This window comes from Mesorhizobium sp. WSM1497 (assembly GCF_001672455.2).
GTDB lineage: Bacteria > Pseudomonadota > Alphaproteobacteria > Rhizobiales > Rhizobiaceae > Mesorhizobium > Mesorhizobium ciceri.
In genome coordinates this window covers 4135611-4154892 of the sequence record NZ_CP021070.1, presented here as the reverse complement: position 1 = coordinate 4154892, position 19282 = coordinate 4135611, and the positions used below count along the sequence as shown (strand labels likewise).

General features: G+C 61.5%; 18 protein-coding genes. 11 read left to right on the top strand and 7 right to left on the bottom strand.

Translation table 11 applies throughout. The features are described from left to right. Positions 1-78: 78 nt before the first annotated feature. From tmk to A9K65_RS20330, 5 genes are all read left to right on the top strand, one after another. Entirely contained in the window at positions 79-753 is a 675-nt protein-coding gene (tmk, locus tag A9K65_RS20350) for a dTMP kinase (protein ID WP_064993235.1), read from the top strand. Further along, complete coding sequence (locus tag A9K65_RS20345; RefSeq protein WP_064993210.1) at positions 750-1805, top strand: DNA polymerase III subunit delta'; 1056 nt, start codon at positions 750-752, stop codon at positions 1803-1805. The genes tmk and A9K65_RS20345 overlap by 4 nt, the downstream gene beginning before the upstream one ends. A gap of 90 nt (positions 1806-1895) precedes the next feature. Then, on the top strand, positions 1896-3446 hold the full coding sequence (gene metG / locus A9K65_RS20340; protein WP_063172156.1) for a methionine--tRNA ligase: 1551 nt from the start codon (positions 1896-1898) through the stop codon (positions 3444-3446). After that, entirely contained in the window at positions 3446-4240 is a 795-nt protein-coding gene (locus A9K65_RS20335; RefSeq protein WP_063172157.1) for a TatD family hydrolase, read from the top strand. The genes metG and A9K65_RS20335 overlap by 1 nt, the downstream gene beginning before the upstream one ends. A gap of 3 nt (positions 4241-4243) precedes the next feature. Further along, positions 4244-5071 (top strand): MBL fold metallo-hydrolase, encoded by an 828-nt coding sequence (locus A9K65_RS20330; protein ID WP_063172158.1) that lies wholly within the window; start codon positions 4244-4246, stop codon positions 5069-5071. Between the two features lie 4 nt (positions 5072-5075). Here the strand turns inward: A9K65_RS20330 and A9K65_RS20325 are convergent, their stop codons facing one another. Beyond that, a complete protein-coding gene (locus tag A9K65_RS20325) occupies positions 5076-5837 on the bottom strand; it encodes a GNAT family N-acetyltransferase (RefSeq protein ID WP_064993211.1) in 762 nt (253 codons plus the stop codon). A 301-nt stretch (positions 5838-6138) separates the two neighbouring features. Beyond that, positions 6139-6621 (bottom strand): RidA family protein, encoded by a 483-nt coding sequence (locus A9K65_RS20320; protein ID WP_063172160.1) that lies wholly within the window; start codon positions 6619-6621, stop codon positions 6139-6141. A 193-nt stretch (positions 6622-6814) separates the two neighbouring features. Here A9K65_RS20320 and A9K65_RS20315 point away from each other — a divergent pair, with 193 nt between their 5' ends. Together A9K65_RS20315 and A9K65_RS20310 are read left to right on the top strand one after the other, a co-directional pair. After that, positions 6815-7507: a TetR/AcrR family transcriptional regulator C-terminal domain-containing protein gene (locus A9K65_RS20315; protein ID WP_064993212.1), complete on the top strand. Its 693-nt coding sequence runs from the start codon at positions 6815-6817 to the stop codon at positions 7505-7507. Positions 7508-7817: 310 nt separating this feature from the next. Then, positions 7818-8789, top strand: a complete 972-nt coding sequence (locus A9K65_RS20310; RefSeq protein ID WP_024505521.1) for an SDR family oxidoreductase — start codon at positions 7818-7820, stop codon at positions 8787-8789. A gap of 248 nt (positions 8790-9037) precedes the next feature. Here the strand turns inward: A9K65_RS20310 and A9K65_RS20300 are convergent, their stop codons facing one another. Further along, complete coding sequence (locus A9K65_RS20300) at positions 9038-9544, bottom strand: ferritin-like domain-containing protein (RefSeq protein ID WP_013531567.1); 507 nt, start codon at positions 9542-9544, stop codon at positions 9038-9040. A 234-nt stretch (positions 9545-9778) separates the two neighbouring features. Here A9K65_RS20300 and A9K65_RS20295 point away from each other — a divergent pair, with 234 nt between their 5' ends. Continuing rightward, positions 9779-11488: an HAD family hydrolase gene (locus A9K65_RS20295; RefSeq protein ID WP_063168016.1), complete on the top strand. Its 1710-nt coding sequence runs from the start codon at positions 9779-9781 to the stop codon at positions 11486-11488. A 46-nt stretch (positions 11489-11534) separates the two neighbouring features. Here the strand turns inward: A9K65_RS20295 and A9K65_RS20290 are convergent, their stop codons facing one another. Genes A9K65_RS20290 through A9K65_RS20275 form a run of 4 tightly spaced genes read right to left on the bottom strand, consistent with a single transcriptional unit; the run spans position 11535 to position 15950 of the window. Then, positions 11535-11996, bottom strand: coding sequence for a RidA family protein (locus A9K65_RS20290; RefSeq protein ID WP_064993213.1), 462 nt, complete (start codon positions 11994-11996; stop codon positions 11535-11537). 23 nt (positions 11997-12019) lie between these two features. After that, positions 12020-14299 carry a xanthine dehydrogenase family protein molybdopterin-binding subunit gene (locus tag A9K65_RS20285; RefSeq protein ID WP_064993214.1) on the bottom strand — a complete coding sequence of 760 codons (2280 nt, stop codon included), beginning with the start codon at positions 14297-14299 and terminating at the stop codon, positions 12020-12022. A 3-nt stretch (positions 14300-14302) separates the two neighbouring features. Then, positions 14303-15325 carry a xanthine dehydrogenase family protein subunit M gene (locus A9K65_RS20280; RefSeq protein WP_064993215.1) on the bottom strand — a complete coding sequence of 341 codons (1023 nt, stop codon included), beginning with the start codon at positions 15323-15325 and terminating at the stop codon, positions 14303-14305. A gap of 1 nt (position 15326) precedes the next feature. Further along, positions 15327-15950 (bottom strand): (2Fe-2S)-binding protein, encoded by a 624-nt coding sequence (locus tag A9K65_RS20275; protein WP_064993216.1) that lies wholly within the window; start codon positions 15948-15950, stop codon positions 15327-15329. A gap of 182 nt (positions 15951-16132) precedes the next feature. Between A9K65_RS20275 and A9K65_RS20270 the strand changes: the two genes are divergently transcribed. The 3 genes from A9K65_RS20270 to A9K65_RS20260 all read left to right on the top strand — a co-directional run bounded on the left by A9K65_RS20270 (position 16133) and on the right by A9K65_RS20260 (position 19181). Beyond that, a complete protein-coding gene (locus A9K65_RS20270) occupies positions 16133-16303 on the top strand; it encodes a hypothetical protein (RefSeq protein WP_013531561.1) in 171 nt (56 codons plus the stop codon). A 98-nt stretch (positions 16304-16401) separates the two neighbouring features. Then, complete coding sequence (locus tag A9K65_RS20265; RefSeq protein ID WP_064993218.1) at positions 16402-17589, top strand: HlyD family secretion protein; 1188 nt, start codon at positions 16402-16404, stop codon at positions 17587-17589. A gap of 11 nt (positions 17590-17600) precedes the next feature. Continuing rightward, positions 17601-19181 (top strand): DHA2 family efflux MFS transporter permease subunit, encoded by a 1581-nt coding sequence (locus A9K65_RS20260; protein WP_084015664.1) that lies wholly within the window; start codon positions 17601-17603, stop codon positions 19179-19181. The last annotated feature ends 101 nt before the right edge of the window (positions 19182-19282 follow it).

The following is a 19282-nucleotide window of genomic DNA, read 5'->3' as shown; positions in this document are numbered from 1 at the left end:
CGGCATGGACGTTTGACCCAACGCGGACTATCTAGAGCGCTACAATCCCATTCAGCCATGGACAAGAAGGCCTCTCGGTTGGCACGCGGTTTTTTCATCACCTTCGAAGGCGGCGAGGGGGCAGGCAAGTCGACGCAGATCGAGCGGCTGGCCAGGAAGATGCGCGCCAAGAAATACGACGTGCTGCTTACCCGCGAACCCGGCGGCTCGCCGGGCGCCGAAGCGGTCAGGCATGTGCTGCTGTCGGGCGCAGCCGAACCGTTCGGGCCGAAGATGGAAGCGCTGCTTTTCGCCGCCGCGCGGTCCGATCATGTCGAGCAGGTGATCCGGCCGGCGGTCGAGCGTGGCTCCATCGTGCTTTGCGACCGCTTCCTCGATTCCTCACGCGTCTATCAGGGCGTCACCGGCGGCATCGATCCGGCGTTCATGGATGCGCTGGAACAGGTCGCCATCAACGGCATGATGCCGGACATGACGCTGATCTTCGACATCGACCCAGCGGAAGGCCTGAGGCGCGCAACGCTGCGGCGCGGCGCCGAGGCAGTCGCCGACCGTTTCGAAAAGGAGACGCTGGCGATCCACCGGGCCCGCCGCGAGGCGTTTCTGGCGATCGCCAAGGCCGAGCCGGAGCGCTGCATCGTCGTCGACGCCGCCGCCGAGCCCGACGCGGTTGAGAACGTCGTCACCGCGGCGGTGTTCGCGGCACTGGCGGCGAGAACGCCGGCACGCGACAGGCAGGCGACGCCGGCATGATCTTCGAGCGCATCGCACCCGAACAGCATGACACGCTCGACGGCGTGCCGGAGCCCTCCGAAACGCCCCTTCTGGTCGGGCACGGCCAGGCTGCAGGCGTGCTCACCGCCGCCTATCGCGCCGGCAAGCTGCCGCATGCGCTGATCTTTTCCGGGCCAGTCGGCATCGGCAAGGCGACGCTCGCCTTCCACCTTGCGCATCATCTGCTGAAGCACCCGGATTTCGCGCAGGCGCCGGAAAGCCTTGCCGCTCCCGATCCGGCGTCGTCGCTGTTTCGCCAGATCGCCACCGGGGCGCATCCTTCCGTGCTGCACCTGACCCGGCCGCTGAACGACAAGACCAAGAGTTTCAAGACGGTCGTCACCGTCGATGAGATCCGCAAGGTCAGCCGCTTCCTGTCGCTGACCTCGCATGACGGCAGCTACCGGGTCGTCATCGTCGACCCCGCCGACGACATGAACACCAATGCCGCCAATGCCTTGCTGAAAAATCTTGAAGAGCCGCCGGCACGGACGCTGTTCATCCTGATTGTCCACGCGCCGGGCAGCCTGCTGCCGACGATCCGGTCGCGCTGTCAGGTGGTGCGATTGACCCCGCTCGACGCCGACGACCTGATGACGGTGCTGGAAACGACCGAGCCGGCGCCGCCTGAGGATCCGGCGGCGCGCGCGGCACTGGCCGAGCGGGCAGGGGGCAGCGCCCGCAACGCGATCCTCTTGACGCAGTATGGCGGGCTGGAGATCGCTTCGACGCTCGACGCTCTGGTCACCGGGAGAAAGAGCGATGTCGGCGGCGCGTTCCGCCTCGCCGAAGCCGTGGCCGGCCGCGATCAGGCGATCCAGTTCGATATCTTCAACCGCCGGGCGCTAGACCTGTTGTCGGACACGGCAAGTCAGGCAGCACTGGCTGGCGATCTCGCACGAGCCAAAACGCTGTCGGACACTTGGCATGAGGCGCTGGACGCTATATCTGAGACCGATACTTACAATCTCGATAAGAAGCAGCACGCCTTGATCATGATCGACCGCCTGAATTCTGCAATGCGAATGTGACTGGGTTTCCTGGATCGGGATGGCAAATGCTGCCTCGATACGATATCCACCGCCACGCCTTTCCATTCAGACATTCATGACGGTTCATTCATGTCACGCGACAAATTCTACATCACCACCCCGATCTTTTATCCGAACGGCAAGCCGCATATCGGCCACGCCTATACGGTCATTGCAACCGACGCCCTGGCACGCTTCCAGCGCCTGGACGGCAAGGACGTCTTCTTCCTGACCGGCACCGACGAGCATGGCCTGAAGATGCAGCAAACGGCCGAGAAGGAAGGCATAACGCCACTGGCGCTGGCCGACCGCAATTCGGCGATTTTCCGCGCAATGACCGAGGCGATGGGCGGCTCGAATGACCAATACATTCGCACGACCGAACCGCGCCACTACGAATCCTGTCAGGCGATCTGGAAAGCGATGGCCGCCAATGGCGACATCTATCTCGACCGCTATAGCGGCTGGTATTCGGTGCGCCAGGAAGCCTATTTCGACGAGAGCGAGACGACGCTCGGCGACGACGGCGTGCGCCGCGAACCGCTTGGGTCGCCGGTCGAATGGAACGAGGAAGAAAGCTATTTCTTCCGGCTTTCCGCCTATCAGGACAAATTGCTGGCGCTTTATGAGAGCCAGCCCGACTTTGTCGGTCCGACCGAGCGCCGCAACGAGGTGCTCAGCTTCGTCAAGTCGGGGCTGAAGGATCTGTCGATCTCGCGCACGACCTTCAAATGGGGCGTGCCGGTGCCAGGCGACGACAAGCATGTGATGTATGTCTGGGTCGACGCCTTGACCAACTACATCACCGCCGCCGGCTATCCCGACACAAAGGCCGAGCAATGGCACTATTGGCCGGCCACGCACATCATCGGCAAGGACATTGTCCGCTTCCATGCGGTCTATTGGCCGGCATTTCTGATGTCGGCGGGCATCGAGTTGCCAAAGCGCGTCTTCGCGCATGGCTTCCTGTTCAACCGCGGCGAGAAGATGTCGAAATCTGTTGGCAACGTCGTCGATCCATTCGCGATGGTCGAGCACTACGGTCTCGACCAGGTGCGCTACTTCTTCCTGCGCGAGGTGCCGTTCGGTAACGATGGCAGCTACAGCCATGACGCGATCGTCAACCGCACCAATGCCGATCTTGCCAACGGCCTCGGCAACCTGGCGCAGCGCTCGCTGTCGATGATCGCCAAGAACTGCGGCGGCGTGGTGCCGCAGCGCGGCGAGCTGACGGATGCAGACAGAGCGATCCTGGATCAGGCCGCCGCCGCGCTCGACACCGCGCGCAAGGCGGTCGCCGAGCAGGGCATCCATCTGGCGCTGGCAGCGATCTTCGGCGTGGTGGCGGAAGCCGATCGCTACTTCGCCGGCGAGGCACCATGGGCGCTGAAGAAGACCAACCCGGCGCGCATGGAAACGGTGCTGTGGACGACCGCCGAAGTCGTGCGCCGCGTGGCGGTGCTGTGTCAGCCCTTCACTCCGGGCTCGGCCGCGAAACTGCTCGACCTGCTGGCGGTGCCGGCGGAGAGCCGCGATTTCGCGCATGTCCACGCGGACCATGCGCTGGTGCCGGGTACTGCGTTGCCGGTGCCGGAAGGCGTGTTTCCGCGTTACGTCGAACAGCCGGACGCGAACATCTGATGCTCGTCGACAGCCACTGCCATCTGGATTTTCCAGATTTCGCCGAGGAGCGGGCGGCCATCGTCGCCCGCGCTTTAGCCGCCGGAATTGGCCGTATGGTGACGATCTCGACACGCGTGAAGCGTTTTCCGCAAGTACTTGAGATCGCTGAAACTTTCGACGAAGTCTATTGCTCTGTCGGCACTCATCCGCACAATGCGGCCGAAGAACTGGATATCACGGTCGAGGAGCTTGTGCGGCTATCCGCGCACCCGAAAGTAGTGGCCATCGGCGAGGCCGGTCTCGACTATTTTTACGACAAGGCGCCACGCGATGCACAGGCGCAAGGCTTTCGCAATCACATCGCCGCCGCCCGTGAAACGGGGCTGCCGCTGGTCATCCATTCGCGCGATGCCGATGCCGACATGGCTGATATTCTCGAGGACGAAACAGGGAAGGGCGCCTTCCCCTTCATCCTGCATTGCTTTTCTTCCGGGCGCCGGCTTGCCGAGGTGGGCGTCGCTCTCGGTGGCTACGTGTCGTTCTCGGGCATCCTGACCTTCAAGAATTCAGCTGAGTTGCGTGCCATTGCCGCCGATGTCCCGCATGCCCGATTGCTGGTCGAAACCGATGCGCCCTATCTGGCGCCCGTGCCGTTTCGCGGCAAACGCAACGAGCCCGCCTATGTCGCCCATACCGCCAAGGTGCTGGCCGAAACGATCGGGGTAAGCGAAGCTGAAATCGCCGATCTGACCACAGATAATTTCTTCCGGCTGTTCGGCAAGATGCCGCGGCCTGCAGAGCAAAGTGCCTGAACGATGACTGACCGGCTGCGCCTCACCATTCTCGGCTGCGGCTCGTCCCCAGGTACGCCGCGCATCACCGGCGATTGGGGCAATTGCGACCCCGACAACCCCAGGAACCGGCGCACCCGTGCCGCCGCGCTCGTCGAGCGGATCGCGGCGAACGGCAGCCGAACGACTGTCGTCATCGACACGGGGCCGGATTTTCGGCAGCAGATGCTGCTGGCCGGCGTTAAACGTGTCGATGCGGTCGTCTATACCCACCCGCATGCCGACCATATCCATGGCATCGACGATCTGCGCGGTTTCGTCCTCGATCAGCGCCAGCTCATCGACGTCCATGCCGACAGGGCGACGATGCTTCGGCTGCGGGAAGCGTTCGGATACTGTTTCGAGACGCCGCAAGGCAGTTCCTATCCGCCGATCGTCAGGCCGCATCTCATCGACCACACCAGGCCGGTGGTCGTTGAAGGAGAGGGGGGTACCCTCACCCTCGAGCCGCTGCCGCAGATCCACGGCGACATCGTATCGCTCGGTTTCCGCATTGGCGATCTCGCCTATTGCCCCGACATCAGCGACTTTCCGGAACCCACCGCCGAACGGCTGGGCGACCTCGACGTGCTGATCATCGACGCGCTGCAGTACCGGACGCATCCAAGTCACCTGTCGCTTGGCGAAGCGCTTGAATGGATCCAGCGGCTGGCGCCGATACATGCGGTGCTGACACATATGCACGTGCCGCTCGACTACGTCTCGGTGATGGCCGAGACACCAGCCAATGTCGAACCCGCCTATGACGGCATGGTTATAGAAATCCCTTATGAATCAGCACGATGCGAATAGAGCTTCATGAGGGCTTTCGGCTCCTTGGTGCAAATATCAGCAGCGTTCCGATCCGCTCGTAGCCCATCCGAGGATAAAGCAGCGCCCCGGCATGGGTTGCTGCCAGCACCGAGTACCTTGACCCGCGCGCGTGATCGTCGTGCAACATTTTCGATATCAAAGCCTGACCAATGCCGCGACGCCGGTGCGACGGCTCGACATACATGCTCGAACACCAGGTGGCTCCCACGGCATCCAGGCTGCGAACGCGCCCAACGATGTCGGCGCCGTCGATTGCCACATACTGGCGGAACGGCGCGGTATCGCCGAGCAAATCGTCTGGGATCGGCTGCCGGCGGATGATCTTTCCCAACTGTGCCGCCCGTTCGGCCGTCTGCACGCGTTCGACCGAAGCAACCGATGGCGGGTTCGGAATCCGGTGCAATCGGTGGACGAAAAAGCCTTCGGTCCGCAGCAGCCGGTAGCCGAGAGCTTTGTAGGCGGTTCGTGTCGGCCCGTCCGGATCGTCGTTCGCGATCACAACGGAAATGGCAAAGCCCGGCCGTGCATGCTGCCGCACGACGGCATCGGTCTCTTGAGCGGCGACGTCATGGACGACCCATTCTTCGCCGCGGTAATCGCGAGGATTCTTGCGTTCGGCATCGCGCATCAGCCACAATGGTCCAACCCGGCTGGCCTCGTAAGGAAAGGTGCGGCTCCTGTCAGCGCTGAAGCCATGCACGAACACTTCGATTGCCGCTTCGATCTCGCTGTTTGCCATCTTCATTTCGACAGCCTAGCGTTGGCGATCCGCTCAAGGCAATACGCCACAATCGGCTCAAGCCTATGAGAACCAGCGGCAATTTACAGTTCTTGGCCCATGCGTTAGTTCCATAATCTATCTTATGCGACTTTTGGATACGGCGAGCGGCATGGATGCGGCGGTCCCCGACTTCACTTTCCAGTTCCCTTGGAGGCTTCAGCCTGGAGAGACGTCAGGCTTGCAAACATCGGCTCGATATTGTGAGCGCGCAGCCGTCGGCAGCGCGCTCGACTCTTTGTTCGAACGATCGGGTCAATCGGAGCGACTATTCCAGAATAACGGTGGCCTCCACCTCGAAAAGCATGGGATCGATTGCAAGCTTGGGAACGGGAACCAGAGTCTGCGCCGGCAGCGCCTCGCCGAACATGTCCTTGACGTTCCTGGTCAACACCTCGAGCTTGGACATGTCGTGGTCGACCACGAAGACCGTGAGCTTCGCCACCTGATCCGGCCTGGCGCCGATGCCCTCAAGCGCAGCATGCAAATTTGCGTAGGCCTGCTTCACCTGGACGGCGAAATCCGGTGACAAGGCTCCTGTGCTGTCTTGGCCGCCCTGCCCGGAGATGTAGGCGATCCGAGCTCCGAGCGGTGCGATTACGGCGGTGCTGTAGCCATTCGGCGACGGGTCGTAGAGCGCCTGTGGATTGACAATAGTCAGCTTGAACTCGTTCGCCGGCGACGCAGTGGGGACTGCAATGGTCATGATGATTAGCCCTCCGATAAGCAGATGCTTGATTGCGCGTGACATGGTTTTTCGCTTGGCTCCGCAGCCTGCGAGCAACCCTACCCTGGCGCCTGCAGATTGAACTTTAACCTAATCGCTACGTGAATCGTGCGATGTACGAGTCATCGTATGGTGCGTCGTACGAGTCAATCGTTCAAGATCGACATTTGTCGCGTTGCCGGTCAAAATCGATGTTCTGAAAAAGCGAGGACGACGGATGGTAGCCAAACGCAGCGGCGCCCGGAGCAAAGGAGATCAACAGAGCGTGTCGCTCCAGCCCGTGCAGCAAGCGAGCAGCGAGCCGCCGCTGTCTCGAGAGCGTATCGTGGCGACCGCGGTGGAACTGCTGGACGCCCAGGGCATAGACGGATTGACAATGCGTCGGCTGGCCGATCGCCTCGGCTCGGGTGTGATGAGTCTATATTGGCACGTCGACAACAAGGAGGATGTCTTTGATCTAGCAGTCGATTCGGTGCTCGAACATCGCGGATCGCCTGAAACAGGTGAGTCTCCGGACTGGCGCGGAGACGTCGTTCATATGCTCGAAGACTGGCGCGCCAGAATGTTGCGCCATCCTTGGTCGGCATCGCTGTTGCCGCGCCGGGCGCTCGGTCGGAACATTCTCGGTCGCCTGGAAATGCTGAGCAAGACCTTGTCCAGAGCCGGTGTTGCGGACGCGGATCTGAACGCCGCGATATGGTCGCTCTGGAACTATGTGATGGGCGCTACCCTCACCCGGGCAAGCTTCGACCTCTCGGAAGAAGACAGGGCAGCCGCACAGCAGCGTCTTACACATCTCAGCGAACACTACCCGACAATCGAACGCTCTCGTCTGCTGTTGGACAACGATTGGGATGGCGCCTTCCGAAGAGGCCTCGACTTCCTGCTCGACGGCCTCTCGCCAAGATAGAATTCCGGCGCTCCGCCCGGAGCAGACCGGATGGCGCTGCTTTGCGCATGCCAGTTTGACGCAAGTGCTTCCCAGTCCACATCGTCACGTTTGGCTCGCCGCCAGGGCGGCGCAGCAGCGGGCAAGCCCCAGGTGCTCTATCCCGTCGCGGCGTGGCTGGTGCGGCTGCATTGCAGCTGAATTGTTGCAGTTGGCGATGTCGTCGCCACGCATTGCCAACCGCTGGTCGGAATCCTCTCTGCAGTCGATCTTTTGCGCAAACCTTTTTGGCCGACATGCGTTGTTTTCTCTCCAAGCCAAGGAGACGATCATGCAGATGAAGTCGGAAATAGCCGGTGAAGCGGCCAAGCAGCGCCATATCCAACGTGGCATCGATGCCAAGGACAAATCGAAAGGCGATGGGAAGCTTCAAGGCGCCATGCAGGCTGGCGCCCGCGAATATCCCGAGCCCCCCTTCCCTGAGCAACATCAGCCCAAACCGGGACATGAATGGGCCATAGAGCCGGCGCCGCTGTACGATGCGCCTTACTATCTCGGATCGAAAAAACTCAACCAAAAGGTAGCGCTCATCACGGGCGGCGATTCGGGCATCGGCCGCTCGGTGGCGGTGTTGTTCGCCCGCGAGGGCGCCGACGTCGCGATCGTCTATCTGGCCGAGGACAAAGACGCTGAAGAGACCAAATCCGCGGTGGAAAAGGAGGGACGACGCTGCCTCCTTGTCAAGGCCGATGTCAGCGAACGCAGCCACTGCCACAAGGCGGTCATGGAGACCGTTGAAAAATTCGGCCGCATCGACGTGCTGGTCAACAATGCTGCGTTCCAGATCCATTCCAGCGACTTCGGCGAGCTCACCGAAGAACATTTCGACACGACGTTGAAGACCAATCTTTACGGCTATTTTCATATGGCGCAGGAAGCGGTGCCGCACATGAAACCCGGTTCGGCGATCATCAACACCGGTTCGGTAACCGGTATCGACGGTTCAAAACAGCTGGTCGACTATTCGATGACCAAGGGCGGCATTCATGCTTTCACGCGGGCCCTGTCGGGCAATCTCATCGGCAAGGGCATAAGGGTGAATGCGGTAGCACCGGGTCCGGTGTGGACGCCGCTCAATCCGTCGGACAAGGAAGCTGACGACGTCTCGAAATTCGGCGCCGACACGCCAATGAAACGACCAGCGCAACCGGAAGAGCTCGCGCCGGCCTATGTGTTCCTCGCTTCGCCGCATTGCTCGAGCTACATCACCGGCGAGATCTTGCCCGTCGTCGGAGGGTACTGAGGATGGCCGAACCGAAATCCGCAACGAAGGAGTAGGATGGATGGGCCGTCTGCTTTTCATGGTGGCGTTCGCTTGTGTAGCGTATCGCATCTACACGGAAACCGCAGGGTCTGCTCGGCATGTGCCGCAGGATGACGGTGAGCGCTGCGCAAGCAATCAGCGGCACTGGGCGTCGACCCGTCTCGCTGACGGGATGGAACCTACCGGCAATCCGGCCGGCCGAGTTACCAGCCGGCCGGATTGCAGCCTTATTCGGCTGCCTGCAGGTTGATCTTGCTTTCGGCCATTTCGGTGAGCTTGCGATCTGTCGCCTGTTCTTCCTTGAGATTCTTGGCCAGCACATTGGCGCAGTCGGTGCGGCCAAGCTGCTTGGCCCAGGCGATGAGCGTGCCGTAGCGCGTCATCTCGTAGTGTTCGACGGCCTGCGCCGAAGCAATCAGCGCCGCGTCGAGAACCTCCTTGTCATCGACGTCACCGCTCACATCGTCGGCCTCCTCGAGAATGCCGTCGATTGCCGGACAGTTGACCTCCTTGGCCTTGACGCCATGCAACTCAAACACCTGTTCGACGCGCTCGACATGGCCTCTCGTCTGATCGAGGTGTTTTTCAAATCCGGCTTTCAATTGCGGGTCGGTTGCCTTGTCGATCATCTTCGGCAGCGCTTTCTCGATCTGCTTTTCGGCGTAATAGATGTCGCGCAGCGTGTGCACGAAGAGATCGTCGAGTGTCTTGATGTCCTTCGAAAAGAAGCCCATGGCCTTACCTTTCATTGCGCTTGGTGTGGATTTCGGAGACGGGGTTTGCGCCGCCAACAAAGACCGGGACGGTTCCCGGCTTCTCTGGTCAACGTGCCGGCACCGAAGGAGTTCCTGATTTCCGAGGGCGACCGTTCCCCCTTCTCCAAGACCTGCGATCCGGTCGGCGGGGAGCCTTTGTCTCGATCACACGTTCTAGTCGCAGAGCAATCGGAACCGAGAAGGGTTGGCGGAATGTATTTCATTGCATTGGCGACTGACTATGACGGCACGCTGGCTCATGATGGGGTCGTCGCCAAGAAAACGCTCACTGCGCTTGAGCGGTTCAAGAAAAGCGGCCGCAAGCTGGTTCTCGTCACCGGGCGTGAACTGCCCGATCTCAAGGGCGTCTTTCCCGAGCTTAGCCTCTTCGACAAGGTCGTCGCTGAGAATGGCGCGATGATCTACACGCCGGCCAGCGAGGAAGAGCGGGTGATCGCCCCGCCGCCCGAGCCCAAATTCGTCGCCAGGTTGAAGAGGCAGGGCGTCAAGCCGCTTTCGGTCGGACGATCGATCGTCGCGACCTGGGAACCGCATCAAGCGACCGTGCTTGAGGTCATCAAGAAGATGGGGCTCGAACTGGAAATCATCTTCAACAAGGGCGCGGTGATGATCCTGCCGAGCGGCATCAACAAAGCCACCGGGCTCGCCGCGGCCCTTCAGGACCTTCGACTTTCGCCGCACAACGTCGTCGGCGTCGGCGACGCCGAGAACGATCATGCGTTCCTGCAAGCCTGTGGCTGCAGCGTCGCCGTCGACAATGCAATTCCGGCGGTCAAGGATACAGCCAACCTGATCATGCCTGGCGCCCGAGGCAAAGGCGTGGAGCAACTGATCGCAAAGCTGATAAAGCGTGATCACGCGATAGTGCCGAAGCGCCATGACGGCATCGTTCTTGGATCATCTGGCGGCGATGATACCTACCTGTCGCCGAGCGACACGATCCTCATTGCCGGGAGTTCCGGTATCGGTAAATCCACCTTGGCCACCGCGCTGACCGAACGCTTCGTCGAAAGCGGCTTTCAATTTTGTGTCTTCGACCCCGAAGGCGACTATGATGGCCTCGAAGGCGCCGTTCGCCTGGGAGACGGCTCAAGCGCGCCGACAAAGGCGCAAGTGCTCGATCTGATCGCCAAGGCCGACAGCAATATAGTCGTCAATGGACTGGCCCTGCGGGTCGACGAGAGGCCGGATTTCTTTGCCGACCTGCTGCCTGGCCTCAGCAGTTTCCGCCGGCGCACCGCGAGACCGCACTGGCTCGTGATCGATGAAGCGCATCATCTTCTGCCCAAGCGGCGCGACGATACGCGGGCGGTTCTGTCATTGGAATTGCCTGGCACAATCCTGATCACCGTTCACCCCGAGGCGATCTCGACAGACGCCTTGCGCCTGGTGACAGCCATCATTGCGCTTGGCCCCAAGGCAAAGGACGTCGTGAAGGTCTTCTGCCGTGAAACCGGCATTGAGCCGCCGAAGGTCATCCCCAGCCCGAAAGGTGCGCGCGTGCTGTTCTGGCGGCCGCAGGCAGGCAAAAAAGTCAAGACGGTCAAAGTGGTCGAACCACGTCAGTCACTCAAGCGGCACAGCCGGAAATATGCCGAAGGCCAGCTCGACGAAGCCGGCAGCTTCTATTTCCATGGCCCTGAGAATGCGATGAATCTCAGGGCTCACAATCTGATGATCTTCGCTCAGATCGCCGAGGGCATAGATGACAAGACCTGGGAGTTTCATTTGCGTACCGGCGACTATTCCAAATGGTTTCGGCATCAGATCAGGGACAAGGACCTGGCGCGCGAAACCGCCGAGGCGGAAGAGGACAAGACCCTGTCGGCGGAGGAGAGCCGCAAGCGGGTGCTTGATGCCGTGCGCCGCCGTTACACGGCTCCCGCCACAGCCCCGGAGTGACACGCGAGAGCCAAGGCAATCAAGCCAGCGCTGCATGCGAAATTCTTCAGTCAGGCAACGCCGCCACCGCGACAATTTCAACGACGATGTCGGCTTGCGCAAGCGCGGCAACTCCGATCACCTCCGAAGGCGGCGGGTTGTTATAGCTGCAGTGCTTCGGGCAATGCTCGGCAAAGAACTCGTCCAGTACGTCGAGACGAAAATTGGGTGAACTCAGAACGCCGCCATCGGGAAATGGCCCCTTGATGAAGAAGGTCAGCCGGATGAGATAGTCGAGCGCGCTGCCGAGTTCTTCCAGATCTGATTTGATGTTCGCCAGAATTGCGCGCCACTGTGCCGCAGCATCGCCAGTGAATCCCCCTCCTCTCTTTCCGGTCGAATCATAATTTTCGGCGGTTGCCGTATTTCCGCAAAGGTAGACAAATCCCCTTGCTCCGGAGACGACCGTGCCTTTTCCCCACGGCATCAACCTTCCGTTTTTGAATTTCTTATGAGTTACGAGTTCCATGCTTCGTCCAGAACTCTTGATCGTCAGCCTATCAAATCGTCTATTCTGATCGGCAGATCGCGAATGCGCTTGCCGGTGGCATGATAGACGGCACTCGCCACGGCAGCAGCCGTTCCGACATTGCCGAGTTCGCCCAAACCCTTGACGCCGGCAGGGTTGACCTGATGGTCGATTTCGGGGACCAGGATAACGTCGACCTGTTTGATGTCGGCGTTGACCGGCACGAGATAGTCCTGCAGGTCGCGGTTGACGTAGCGCGCGTGTCGCTGATCGATTTCCGTCACCTCGTGCAACGCCTGGCCGATACCCCAGATCATGCCACCCATCAGCTGGCTGCGCGCGGTGCGCGTGTTCATGATGCGCCCGGCGGCGAAGGCCCCGACGATGCGCGGGACCCGGATTTCGCGTGTATAGCTGTTGATGCGCACTTCGACGAACTCGGCGCCAAAGGCATATTTGACCGAATCTTCGTCGTTCTCTCCACCATGAAATTCCGACTGTCCGGCATAGAGTTTGCTGAGGGCTTCAGGCGAAGAACCCTTCGGCGCAAACTCGGCATATTCCTCGATGGCGCCGACTTGCATAGCCTTGAAGACATCAGCCAGCTTTGCGGATTTGCCGGTCTCGGTGACGACCTCTTCGCCCTTCAAGTCCAGCTTCGCATTGCCCGAACCGGCCAGCGGAGCCCCCCTGCCCGCAGCGGCGGCGAACAGCTTTTCGCGTATCGCGTCGCAGGCTTTCATGACCGCCGAGCAGACACTGGCGGTCGAGATCGATCCGCCCGACACGGGAGCCGGCGGCAAGGCACTGTCGCCCATCTCGACGCTGATCTTGTCCATGCCGATGCCCAGTCTTTCGGCCGCCATCTGGCCGGCAATGGTGCGAACGCCGGTGCCGATTTCATGCGAGCCGCACTGGACTCGAACCTCGCCGTCGGCGGTGAGACGAACCCGGGCCGCGCAGGGCGCGGCGGCAGTCGGATAGATCGCCGTCGCACAGCCCATCCCGACCAGCCAGTCGCCGTCGCGCATCGAGCCGACCTTGGGATCGCGCTTCGACCAGCCAAAGGCCTCCGACGCCTGGTCGTAGCACTTGATGAGTGAGCGGCTGGAAAATGGCTTGCCTCCGATGGGCTCCTTCTCCGGTTCATTGATGCGACGAAACTCGACAGGATCCATGCCGAGGGCCACGGCCATTTCGTCCATGGCGTTTTCCAGCGCGTAGACATAAGGCGTCTCCGGCGGCGATCGCATGTAGCCAGGCGTGTTGCGGTCGGCATGAACCAGCGAAACATGCGTCAGAACGGCGCCGTAATTGTACATGCGCGCGGTGGCGGACGTGCCGCCGACGACATAAGGGTCGGGGCGTGACGTCACCTCCCAGGCCTCATGTCCGAACGCCGTGATGCGGCCGTCCTTGCCGGCGCCCATGCGGATCCGATGCCGCGTTTCGGCGCGATAGGTCTGCGTACCGAAGGCTTGCATGCGATTGACGACGCAACGAACCGGGCGGCCAATGCGTCGCGCCGCGACGGCAACGATAGCGGTGCGTGCCGTCATCGGCCCCTTGGAGCCGAAGGCGCCGCCGATATAGCGACTGACGATCCGCACATTGGCCGGATCGAGCTTCAGCTGGCGTGCCAGTTCCACCTTCCAGCCGGTAACGTTCTGGCTGGGCTCGTGTATGGTCAACTGGTCACCTTGCCATATTGCGGTGGTCGAAAACAGTTCGATCGGATTGTGATGCTGGGTCGGCGTCGAATATTTTTCGTCGATCTTTACCGTCGCATCCGCCCAGGCGGCATCGAAATCACCGGCCTTCGCATCCTCCTTGAACATAGGGTTTTTGCCGGCAGCCGGCTCCATCTTCACGCCCTTGGAATCAAAGCTGGCGGCGGGCCGTTCGTCCTCATAGTCGGCGCGGATCAACATTGCGGCTTCCTCCGCCGCCTCGAAGGTCTCGGCAACCACCAGAGCGATGATCTGACCGTCGTGAAAAACCGTCTTGTCGTGCAAAGGCCCGATCGAACTTGCGCCGGTGTTGCCGAATTTCGGCGTGTCGGTCTTGTCCATATCGTCATAGGTGACGATGTCCAGCACACCGGGTACGGCCCGGGCGTCTTTCGTGTGAAGTCCCGAAACCTTGCCCCGGGCAATGCTGCTGGTGGCAAGGGCACCGTAGGCGACGTTGGCCGTGACGATGTCGGCGGGATAGCCGGCCTGTCCGGTAACTTTTAGCCGGGCGTCAATGCGGACAACCGGATCGCCCTGGTTTTCCCTGGGGGCGGGTGCAGCTTGGTTCATGGCTCAGCCCTTCATATCCCGGGTTTCGAGCAGCGCCCGCACCAGCGTGCGCTTGCCGAGCGGTATCTTGAATGCGTTATGCTCGCGCGGTCTGGCATCGGCGAAGGCAGCCTCGGCAGCCTCTTGCGCCGCGGCTTCGTCAAGCACTTTGCCCTGTAGCGCGTCCTCTGCTTCGCGCGCCCGCCACGGCACCGTCGCCACACCACCAAGCGCAATGCGCGCACTCCTTACCGTCTCGCCATCCATGTCGAGCGCAACAGCCGCGGACGCCAACGCAAACGCGTAGGATTCGCGATCGCGAATCTTCAGATAGCGCGACCGGCTGCTCCACCGTTCGAGCCGCACTTCGATGGCGGTTATGAGCTCGTCGGCGGCGAGATCCGTCTCGATGTCGGGCGTGTCGCCCGGCCGTTTGTGCAGCTTGGCAAATGCAAGCGTGCGCCTTCCCCGCGGACCTTCGATCTCGACGGTGGCATCGAGCGCAACCAGCGCCTGCGCGAAATCGCCGTGATACGTGGCGATGCAGGCATCGCTCGTACCCAGCACGGCGTGTTGGCGATTGGACCCTTCCATCGCAGCGCAGCCGGAGCCGGGTTCGCGCTTGTTGCACGGCCAGGAAATCTCTCGAAAATACTCGCAGCGCGTACGTTGCAGCACATTGCCGCCCAGGCTCGCCATGTTGCGAAGCTGACCACTGGCGGCGAATTTCAGGCTGTCGGCAAGGGCCGGGCAACGCCGCCGGACGTCATCGTTGTCGGCTGCTTCACCCATGCGGACCAGTGCACCAAACCGGATCGTGTCATCGTTTATCCTGATCTGCCGCAAGGCCGGCTCGGCAAGAGTGTTGAGGTCAAGCAGTCGGTCCGGCCGCGCGACACCGAGCTTCATGTAGTCGGCCAGATTGGTGCCGCCGGCGATGAATCGCGTGTCAGCGCCGGTTGGCGGAACGCGCACGGCATCGACACGGGATGCCATGGCGATTGCAGCGGAGACGCTGGTTGGTCTTTCATAAACGAAGGGGCGCATCCTAGGCCCTCCTGATCTCGTCGCGCGCCTGGACGATCGCCGCAACGATGTTGGGATAGGCCGCACAGCGACACAGATTGCCGCTCATATATTCGCGAATGTCATCTTCCGACCCCGCATGGCCTTCGTTGATGCAACCGATGGCGGACATGATCTGACCCGGTGTGCAATAGCCGCATTGAAAGGCATCGTGGTCGACGAAGGCCTGCTGGACCGGATGCAGTTCCCCGTCCGTCGAGGCCAGGCCTTCCACCGTTGTGATCTCCCGCCCCTGGTTCATGACGGCAAAGCTCAAGCAGGACAGTGCCCGCTTTCCATCGATCAGAACCGTGCAGGCGCCGCACTGACCGTGATCGCAACCTTTCTTGGTGCCGGTCAGGCCGACGTGGTCGCGCAGAGCGTCAAGCAGGCTGGTTCGATTGTCGAGCGCGAGATTGTAGGTCTGTTTGTTGATACGCATTGAAACCGCCGACAAGTCGCGCGGTTCGGCTGGCTTTTCGGACGCTGGCTGGGCAGCTCTCGTCGGGGAATTCACAAGCGGCATCGCCGCCGCCGCCGAAACAGAGGCCGTCATGAACATGCGTCTGCTCAGGCCACTGGAAATCTTGGCATCGGAATCGGACATGGCTGGCTCCGGGCTGGCTGGGTCTCAAGCGGCCCAAACCAGTCGCGGAGGACAAAGTTCCCTCCTCACGAGCCTGTGATCCTTTTTTCTGTGGGCGGGATCGATGTAACCGGAACCTCACCTGTCGAGCGATGGTTGTGTGCCAAGAGCCGGTGTGTGCCAAGGGCCGGAAGGAGGCGATCATGAGCGATGGTCGGCATGACAAGGACGGTGACAATGGACCTGTGTTCTCTGCGGAGCAGGCGAGACAGGGCGAGATCATCCTGCGAACGCGCACGCGTCGGGTTATCTTCATAGCCGGCTTGGTCGGTATTGTGATCCTGGCCATCGCGGTCAGGTTGGCAATCGGCTGAACCAATTCCGCCAGGCGCGAAACCGTGCCCGGTCGCCAGGAACCTTTTACGACCAGTTGTCGTTGACTGGCCACGTCAAAACTCCTGGGAGTTCTCCCGTGGACGCGAAAACCCAAACCGAAGAACCTGAAACCGGCGACACGCACGCCGCGCCACGCAGGGCCACCTCAGAGGCGTCGCCAAAACACCGGAAAGACGCCGGTCAGGCCGACGGTCAGGAGCACAAGCAGGACAAGCAGGCCGGAGAACCAAAGCCCAGCCTGCTGAGCTTCCCTCGGCGGCACCCTTACATATCCATCGCCATCCTGCTCGCAGTGCTGCTGATTGCCGTAGGGCTGGTCTTGTGGTGGCTGGACGCGCGTCAGTATGAATCGACCGACGATGCTTTCATCGACGCCCGCACGGTGACGATCGGTGCCGAGATATCGGGTCGTATCACCGATGTCGCGGTCACCGACAACCAGTCTGTGAAAGCCGGCGACGTGCTCTTGCGCATCGACGACAGCGACTATCAGGCAAGCCTGGCGGAAGCCGACGCCGGTGTGGCCTCGGCGCAGGCCGAGATCGTCGATGTCGGCGCACAGATCGAAGCACAAAACGCCAAGATCGATGCGGCACAGAAGCAGGTGGCGCAGGCCCAGGCCGCGCTCGAGTTTGCCAAAGCGGAGGACAAGCGCAACCGTGAGCTGCTGGCCAAGGGAACCTCCACCCAACAGCAGGCGGAACAGGCCGCTTCTACCCTGCGCCAGGACCAGGCCGCCCTCGACAGCGCCGGAGCAAACGTCGCTGCCGCGAAAAGCCAGGTCACTGTTCTGCAGGCACAGACCAAGAGCGCGGAAGCAAAGCTCAATCAAGCCAAGGCCAGCCAGGAGCAGGCCCGCACCATGCTGTCGCGCACCATCATAACCGCGCCTGTCACCGGTCGCGCCACCAGTATCACGGCCGCCAAGGGCACCTACGCCCAGCCTGGTCAGGTGCTGATGATGTTCGTTCCCGACGAGGTCTGGGTGAAGGCTAATTTCAAGGAGACCCAGCTTGATCTGATGCGGCCGGGACAGCCCGTCGACATCGATATCGACGCCTATCCCGAAAAGAACTTCCACGGCCGCGTCGACAGCATCCAGGCGGGCAGTGGCACCGCCTTCAGCCTGCTGCCGGCCGAGAATGCCACCGGCAACTTCGTCAAGGTGGTGCAGCGCGTGCCCGTGAAGATCGTCTTCGACAGACCGCCGGGCGTGCTGCTGGGTCCAGGCCTGTCGGTGGTGCCGACAGTCAAGGTGAGATGAGCGCCGTCGAAATGGCTGGTGAACGGAGCGAAAGCCGGTCCGCCGCCGGCGGGCGCAATCCGTGGCTGATCGCCGTCGTCGTCTCGATCGCCACCTTCATGCTGGTGCTCGACACCTCGATCGCCAACGTGGCGCTGCGCAACATCGCCGGCAGCCTCGCGGCCGGGATGGACGAAAGCACCTGGGTGATCACCACCTATCTGGTCGCCAATTCCGTGATCATCCCGGTTAGCGGCTGGTTGGCCAGCGTCATCGGCCGCAAGCGTTACTACATGCTTTGCGTGGCGATCTTCACCATAGCGTCGCTGCTGTGCGGCCTGGCGCCCAATCTGGAAATGCTCATCGTCTTCAGGATCCTGCAAGGCCTCGGGGGCGGCGGCATGGCACCCAGCGAACAATCCATTCTCGCCGACACCTTTCCACCCGAAAAACGCTCCCAGGCATTTGCTCTTTACGGCATTGCCGTCATCGTCGCACCGACAGTCGGGCCGACCATCGGCGGTTGGCTGACCGACCATTTCTCCTGGCACTGGATATTCTTCATCAATGTCCCGTTCGGCATCATGTCGCTTGCCTTGGTGCAGTGGCTGGTGGTCGAGCCTGATGTGCTCGAGCGCGAACGGCAGGAACGGTTGAAGGGCGGCCTCAGAATAGACTGGGTCGGTTTCATCCTGGTCGCCACGGCACTCGGCTGCCTGGAGATCTTTCTCGATGAGGGCCAGCGCAACGACTGGTTCGCATCAGGTTTCATCGTGACCTTCGCGGCGATTTCGGCGGTCTCATTCCTGCTGCTGATCCCGTGGGAATTCAGTCACCGCGATCCGATCGTCGACGTCCGCCTGCTGTTCAGCCGCCAGTTCGGCACATCGTTCCTGGTGATGATGGCAGTGGGCGCCGTGCTGTTCAGCACCACCCAGTTGATGCCGCAACTGCAGCAGACCGCCTTCAACTATACGGCCACCCTGTCGGGCCTGTCGATGATGCCAGGTGGCATCGCAATGTTGATGCTTATGCCGATTTCCGGATTTGCCGGCGCCATCGTCCAGCCCAAATACCTGATCATGGCAGGCATGTCCGTCGTCGCTGTCGCGCTCTGGCATATGACATTGCTCACCCCGGACGTCAGTTTCGGCTTCTTTGCCTTCGCGCGCATCTTCCTGATGATCGGTTTGCCGTTCCTGTTCATCCCCATCTCGACGGCGGCTTACGTCGGTCTTGCTCCGCAGCAGACGAACCAGGCGTCGGCACTCATCAACGTTGCCCGTAACATCGGCGGAAGCATCGGCGTGTCGCTGTCCAACACGGTGATAGCCCAGAACGCGCAAATCCATCAGGCAAACCTCGTCGGCCACACGGCACAGTCGTCACCGGCCTACCAGCAGGTTCTGCGTCAGGCGACCGAGCACTTCGTGGCTCAAGGCTCGCCGATGATCGACGCAAAACAGCAGGCGCTCGGCTGGATAGGACAGTTGATAGCGCGGCAGGCCTCATTGCTCGCCTATATCGATGCCTTTCGGTATTGCGCGGTAGCGACCGCACTGCTCGTTCCCCTCGCCTTGCTGCTGCGCTCTCCCCGGCCCGAAAAGCGTTAGCTCGCGCCGCGGCGGTGTATGGCGCTGCCCCGCCATGCGGCTTCGGCTTCGCGAACTTCCGTTGGAACCAGCGCGTCGAGTCGACGTTCAGCCCTTGTGCA

Excerpts from the sequence above, each read along its gene's own strand:
- A9K65_RS20345 (WP_064993210.1), top strand. The coding sequence starts at position 750 with ATGATCTTCGAGCGCATCGCACCCGAACAGCATGACACGCTCGACGGC.
- A9K65_RS20335 (WP_063172157.1), top strand. The coding sequence starts at position 3,446 with ATGCTCGTCGACAGCCACTGCCATCTGGATTTTCCAGATTTCGCCGAG.
- A9K65_RS20315 (WP_064993212.1), top strand. The coding sequence starts at position 6,815 with ATGGTAGCCAAACGCAGCGGCGCCCGGAGCAAAGGAGATCAACAGAGC.
- A9K65_RS20275 (WP_064993216.1), bottom strand. The coding sequence starts at position 15,950 with ATGTCCGATTCCGATGCCAAGATTTCCAGTGGCCTGAGCAGACGCATG.
- A9K65_RS20270 (WP_013531561.1), top strand. The coding sequence starts at position 16,133 with ATGAGCGATGGTCGGCATGACAAGGACGGTGACAATGGACCTGTGTTC.
- A9K65_RS20290 (WP_064993213.1), bottom strand. The coding sequence starts at position 11,996 with ATGGAACTCGTAACTCATAAGAAATTCAAAAACGGAAGGTTGATGCCG.
- A9K65_RS20320 (WP_063172160.1), bottom strand. The coding sequence starts at position 6,621 with ATGTCACGCGCAATCAAGCATCTGCTTATCGGAGGGCTAATCATCATG.
- A9K65_RS20325 (WP_064993211.1), bottom strand. The coding sequence starts at position 5,837 with ATGAAGATGGCAAACAGCGAGATCGAAGCGGCAATCGAAGTGTTCGTG.
- A9K65_RS20295 (WP_063168016.1), top strand. The coding sequence starts at position 9,779 with ATGTATTTCATTGCATTGGCGACTGACTATGACGGCACGCTGGCTCAT.
- A9K65_RS20280 (WP_064993215.1), bottom strand. The coding sequence starts at position 15,325 with ATGCGCCCCTTCGTTTATGAAAGACCAACCAGCGTCTCCGCTGCAATC.
- A9K65_RS20310 (WP_024505521.1), top strand. The coding sequence starts at position 7,818 with ATGCAGATGAAGTCGGAAATAGCCGGTGAAGCGGCCAAGCAGCGCCAT.
- A9K65_RS20330 (WP_063172158.1), top strand. The coding sequence starts at position 4,244 with ATGACTGACCGGCTGCGCCTCACCATTCTCGGCTGCGGCTCGTCCCCA.
- metG (WP_063172156.1), top strand. The coding sequence starts at position 1,896 with ATGTCACGCGACAAATTCTACATCACCACCCCGATCTTTTATCCGAAC.
- A9K65_RS20285 (WP_064993214.1), bottom strand. The coding sequence starts at position 14,299 with ATGAACCAAGCTGCACCCGCCCCCAGGGAAAACCAGGGCGATCCGGTT.
- A9K65_RS20300 (WP_013531567.1), bottom strand. The coding sequence starts at position 9,544 with ATGGGCTTCTTTTCGAAGGACATCAAGACACTCGACGATCTCTTCGTG.
- A9K65_RS20260 (WP_084015664.1), top strand. The coding sequence starts at position 17,601 with ATGGCTGGTGAACGGAGCGAAAGCCGGTCCGCCGCCGGCGGGCGCAAT.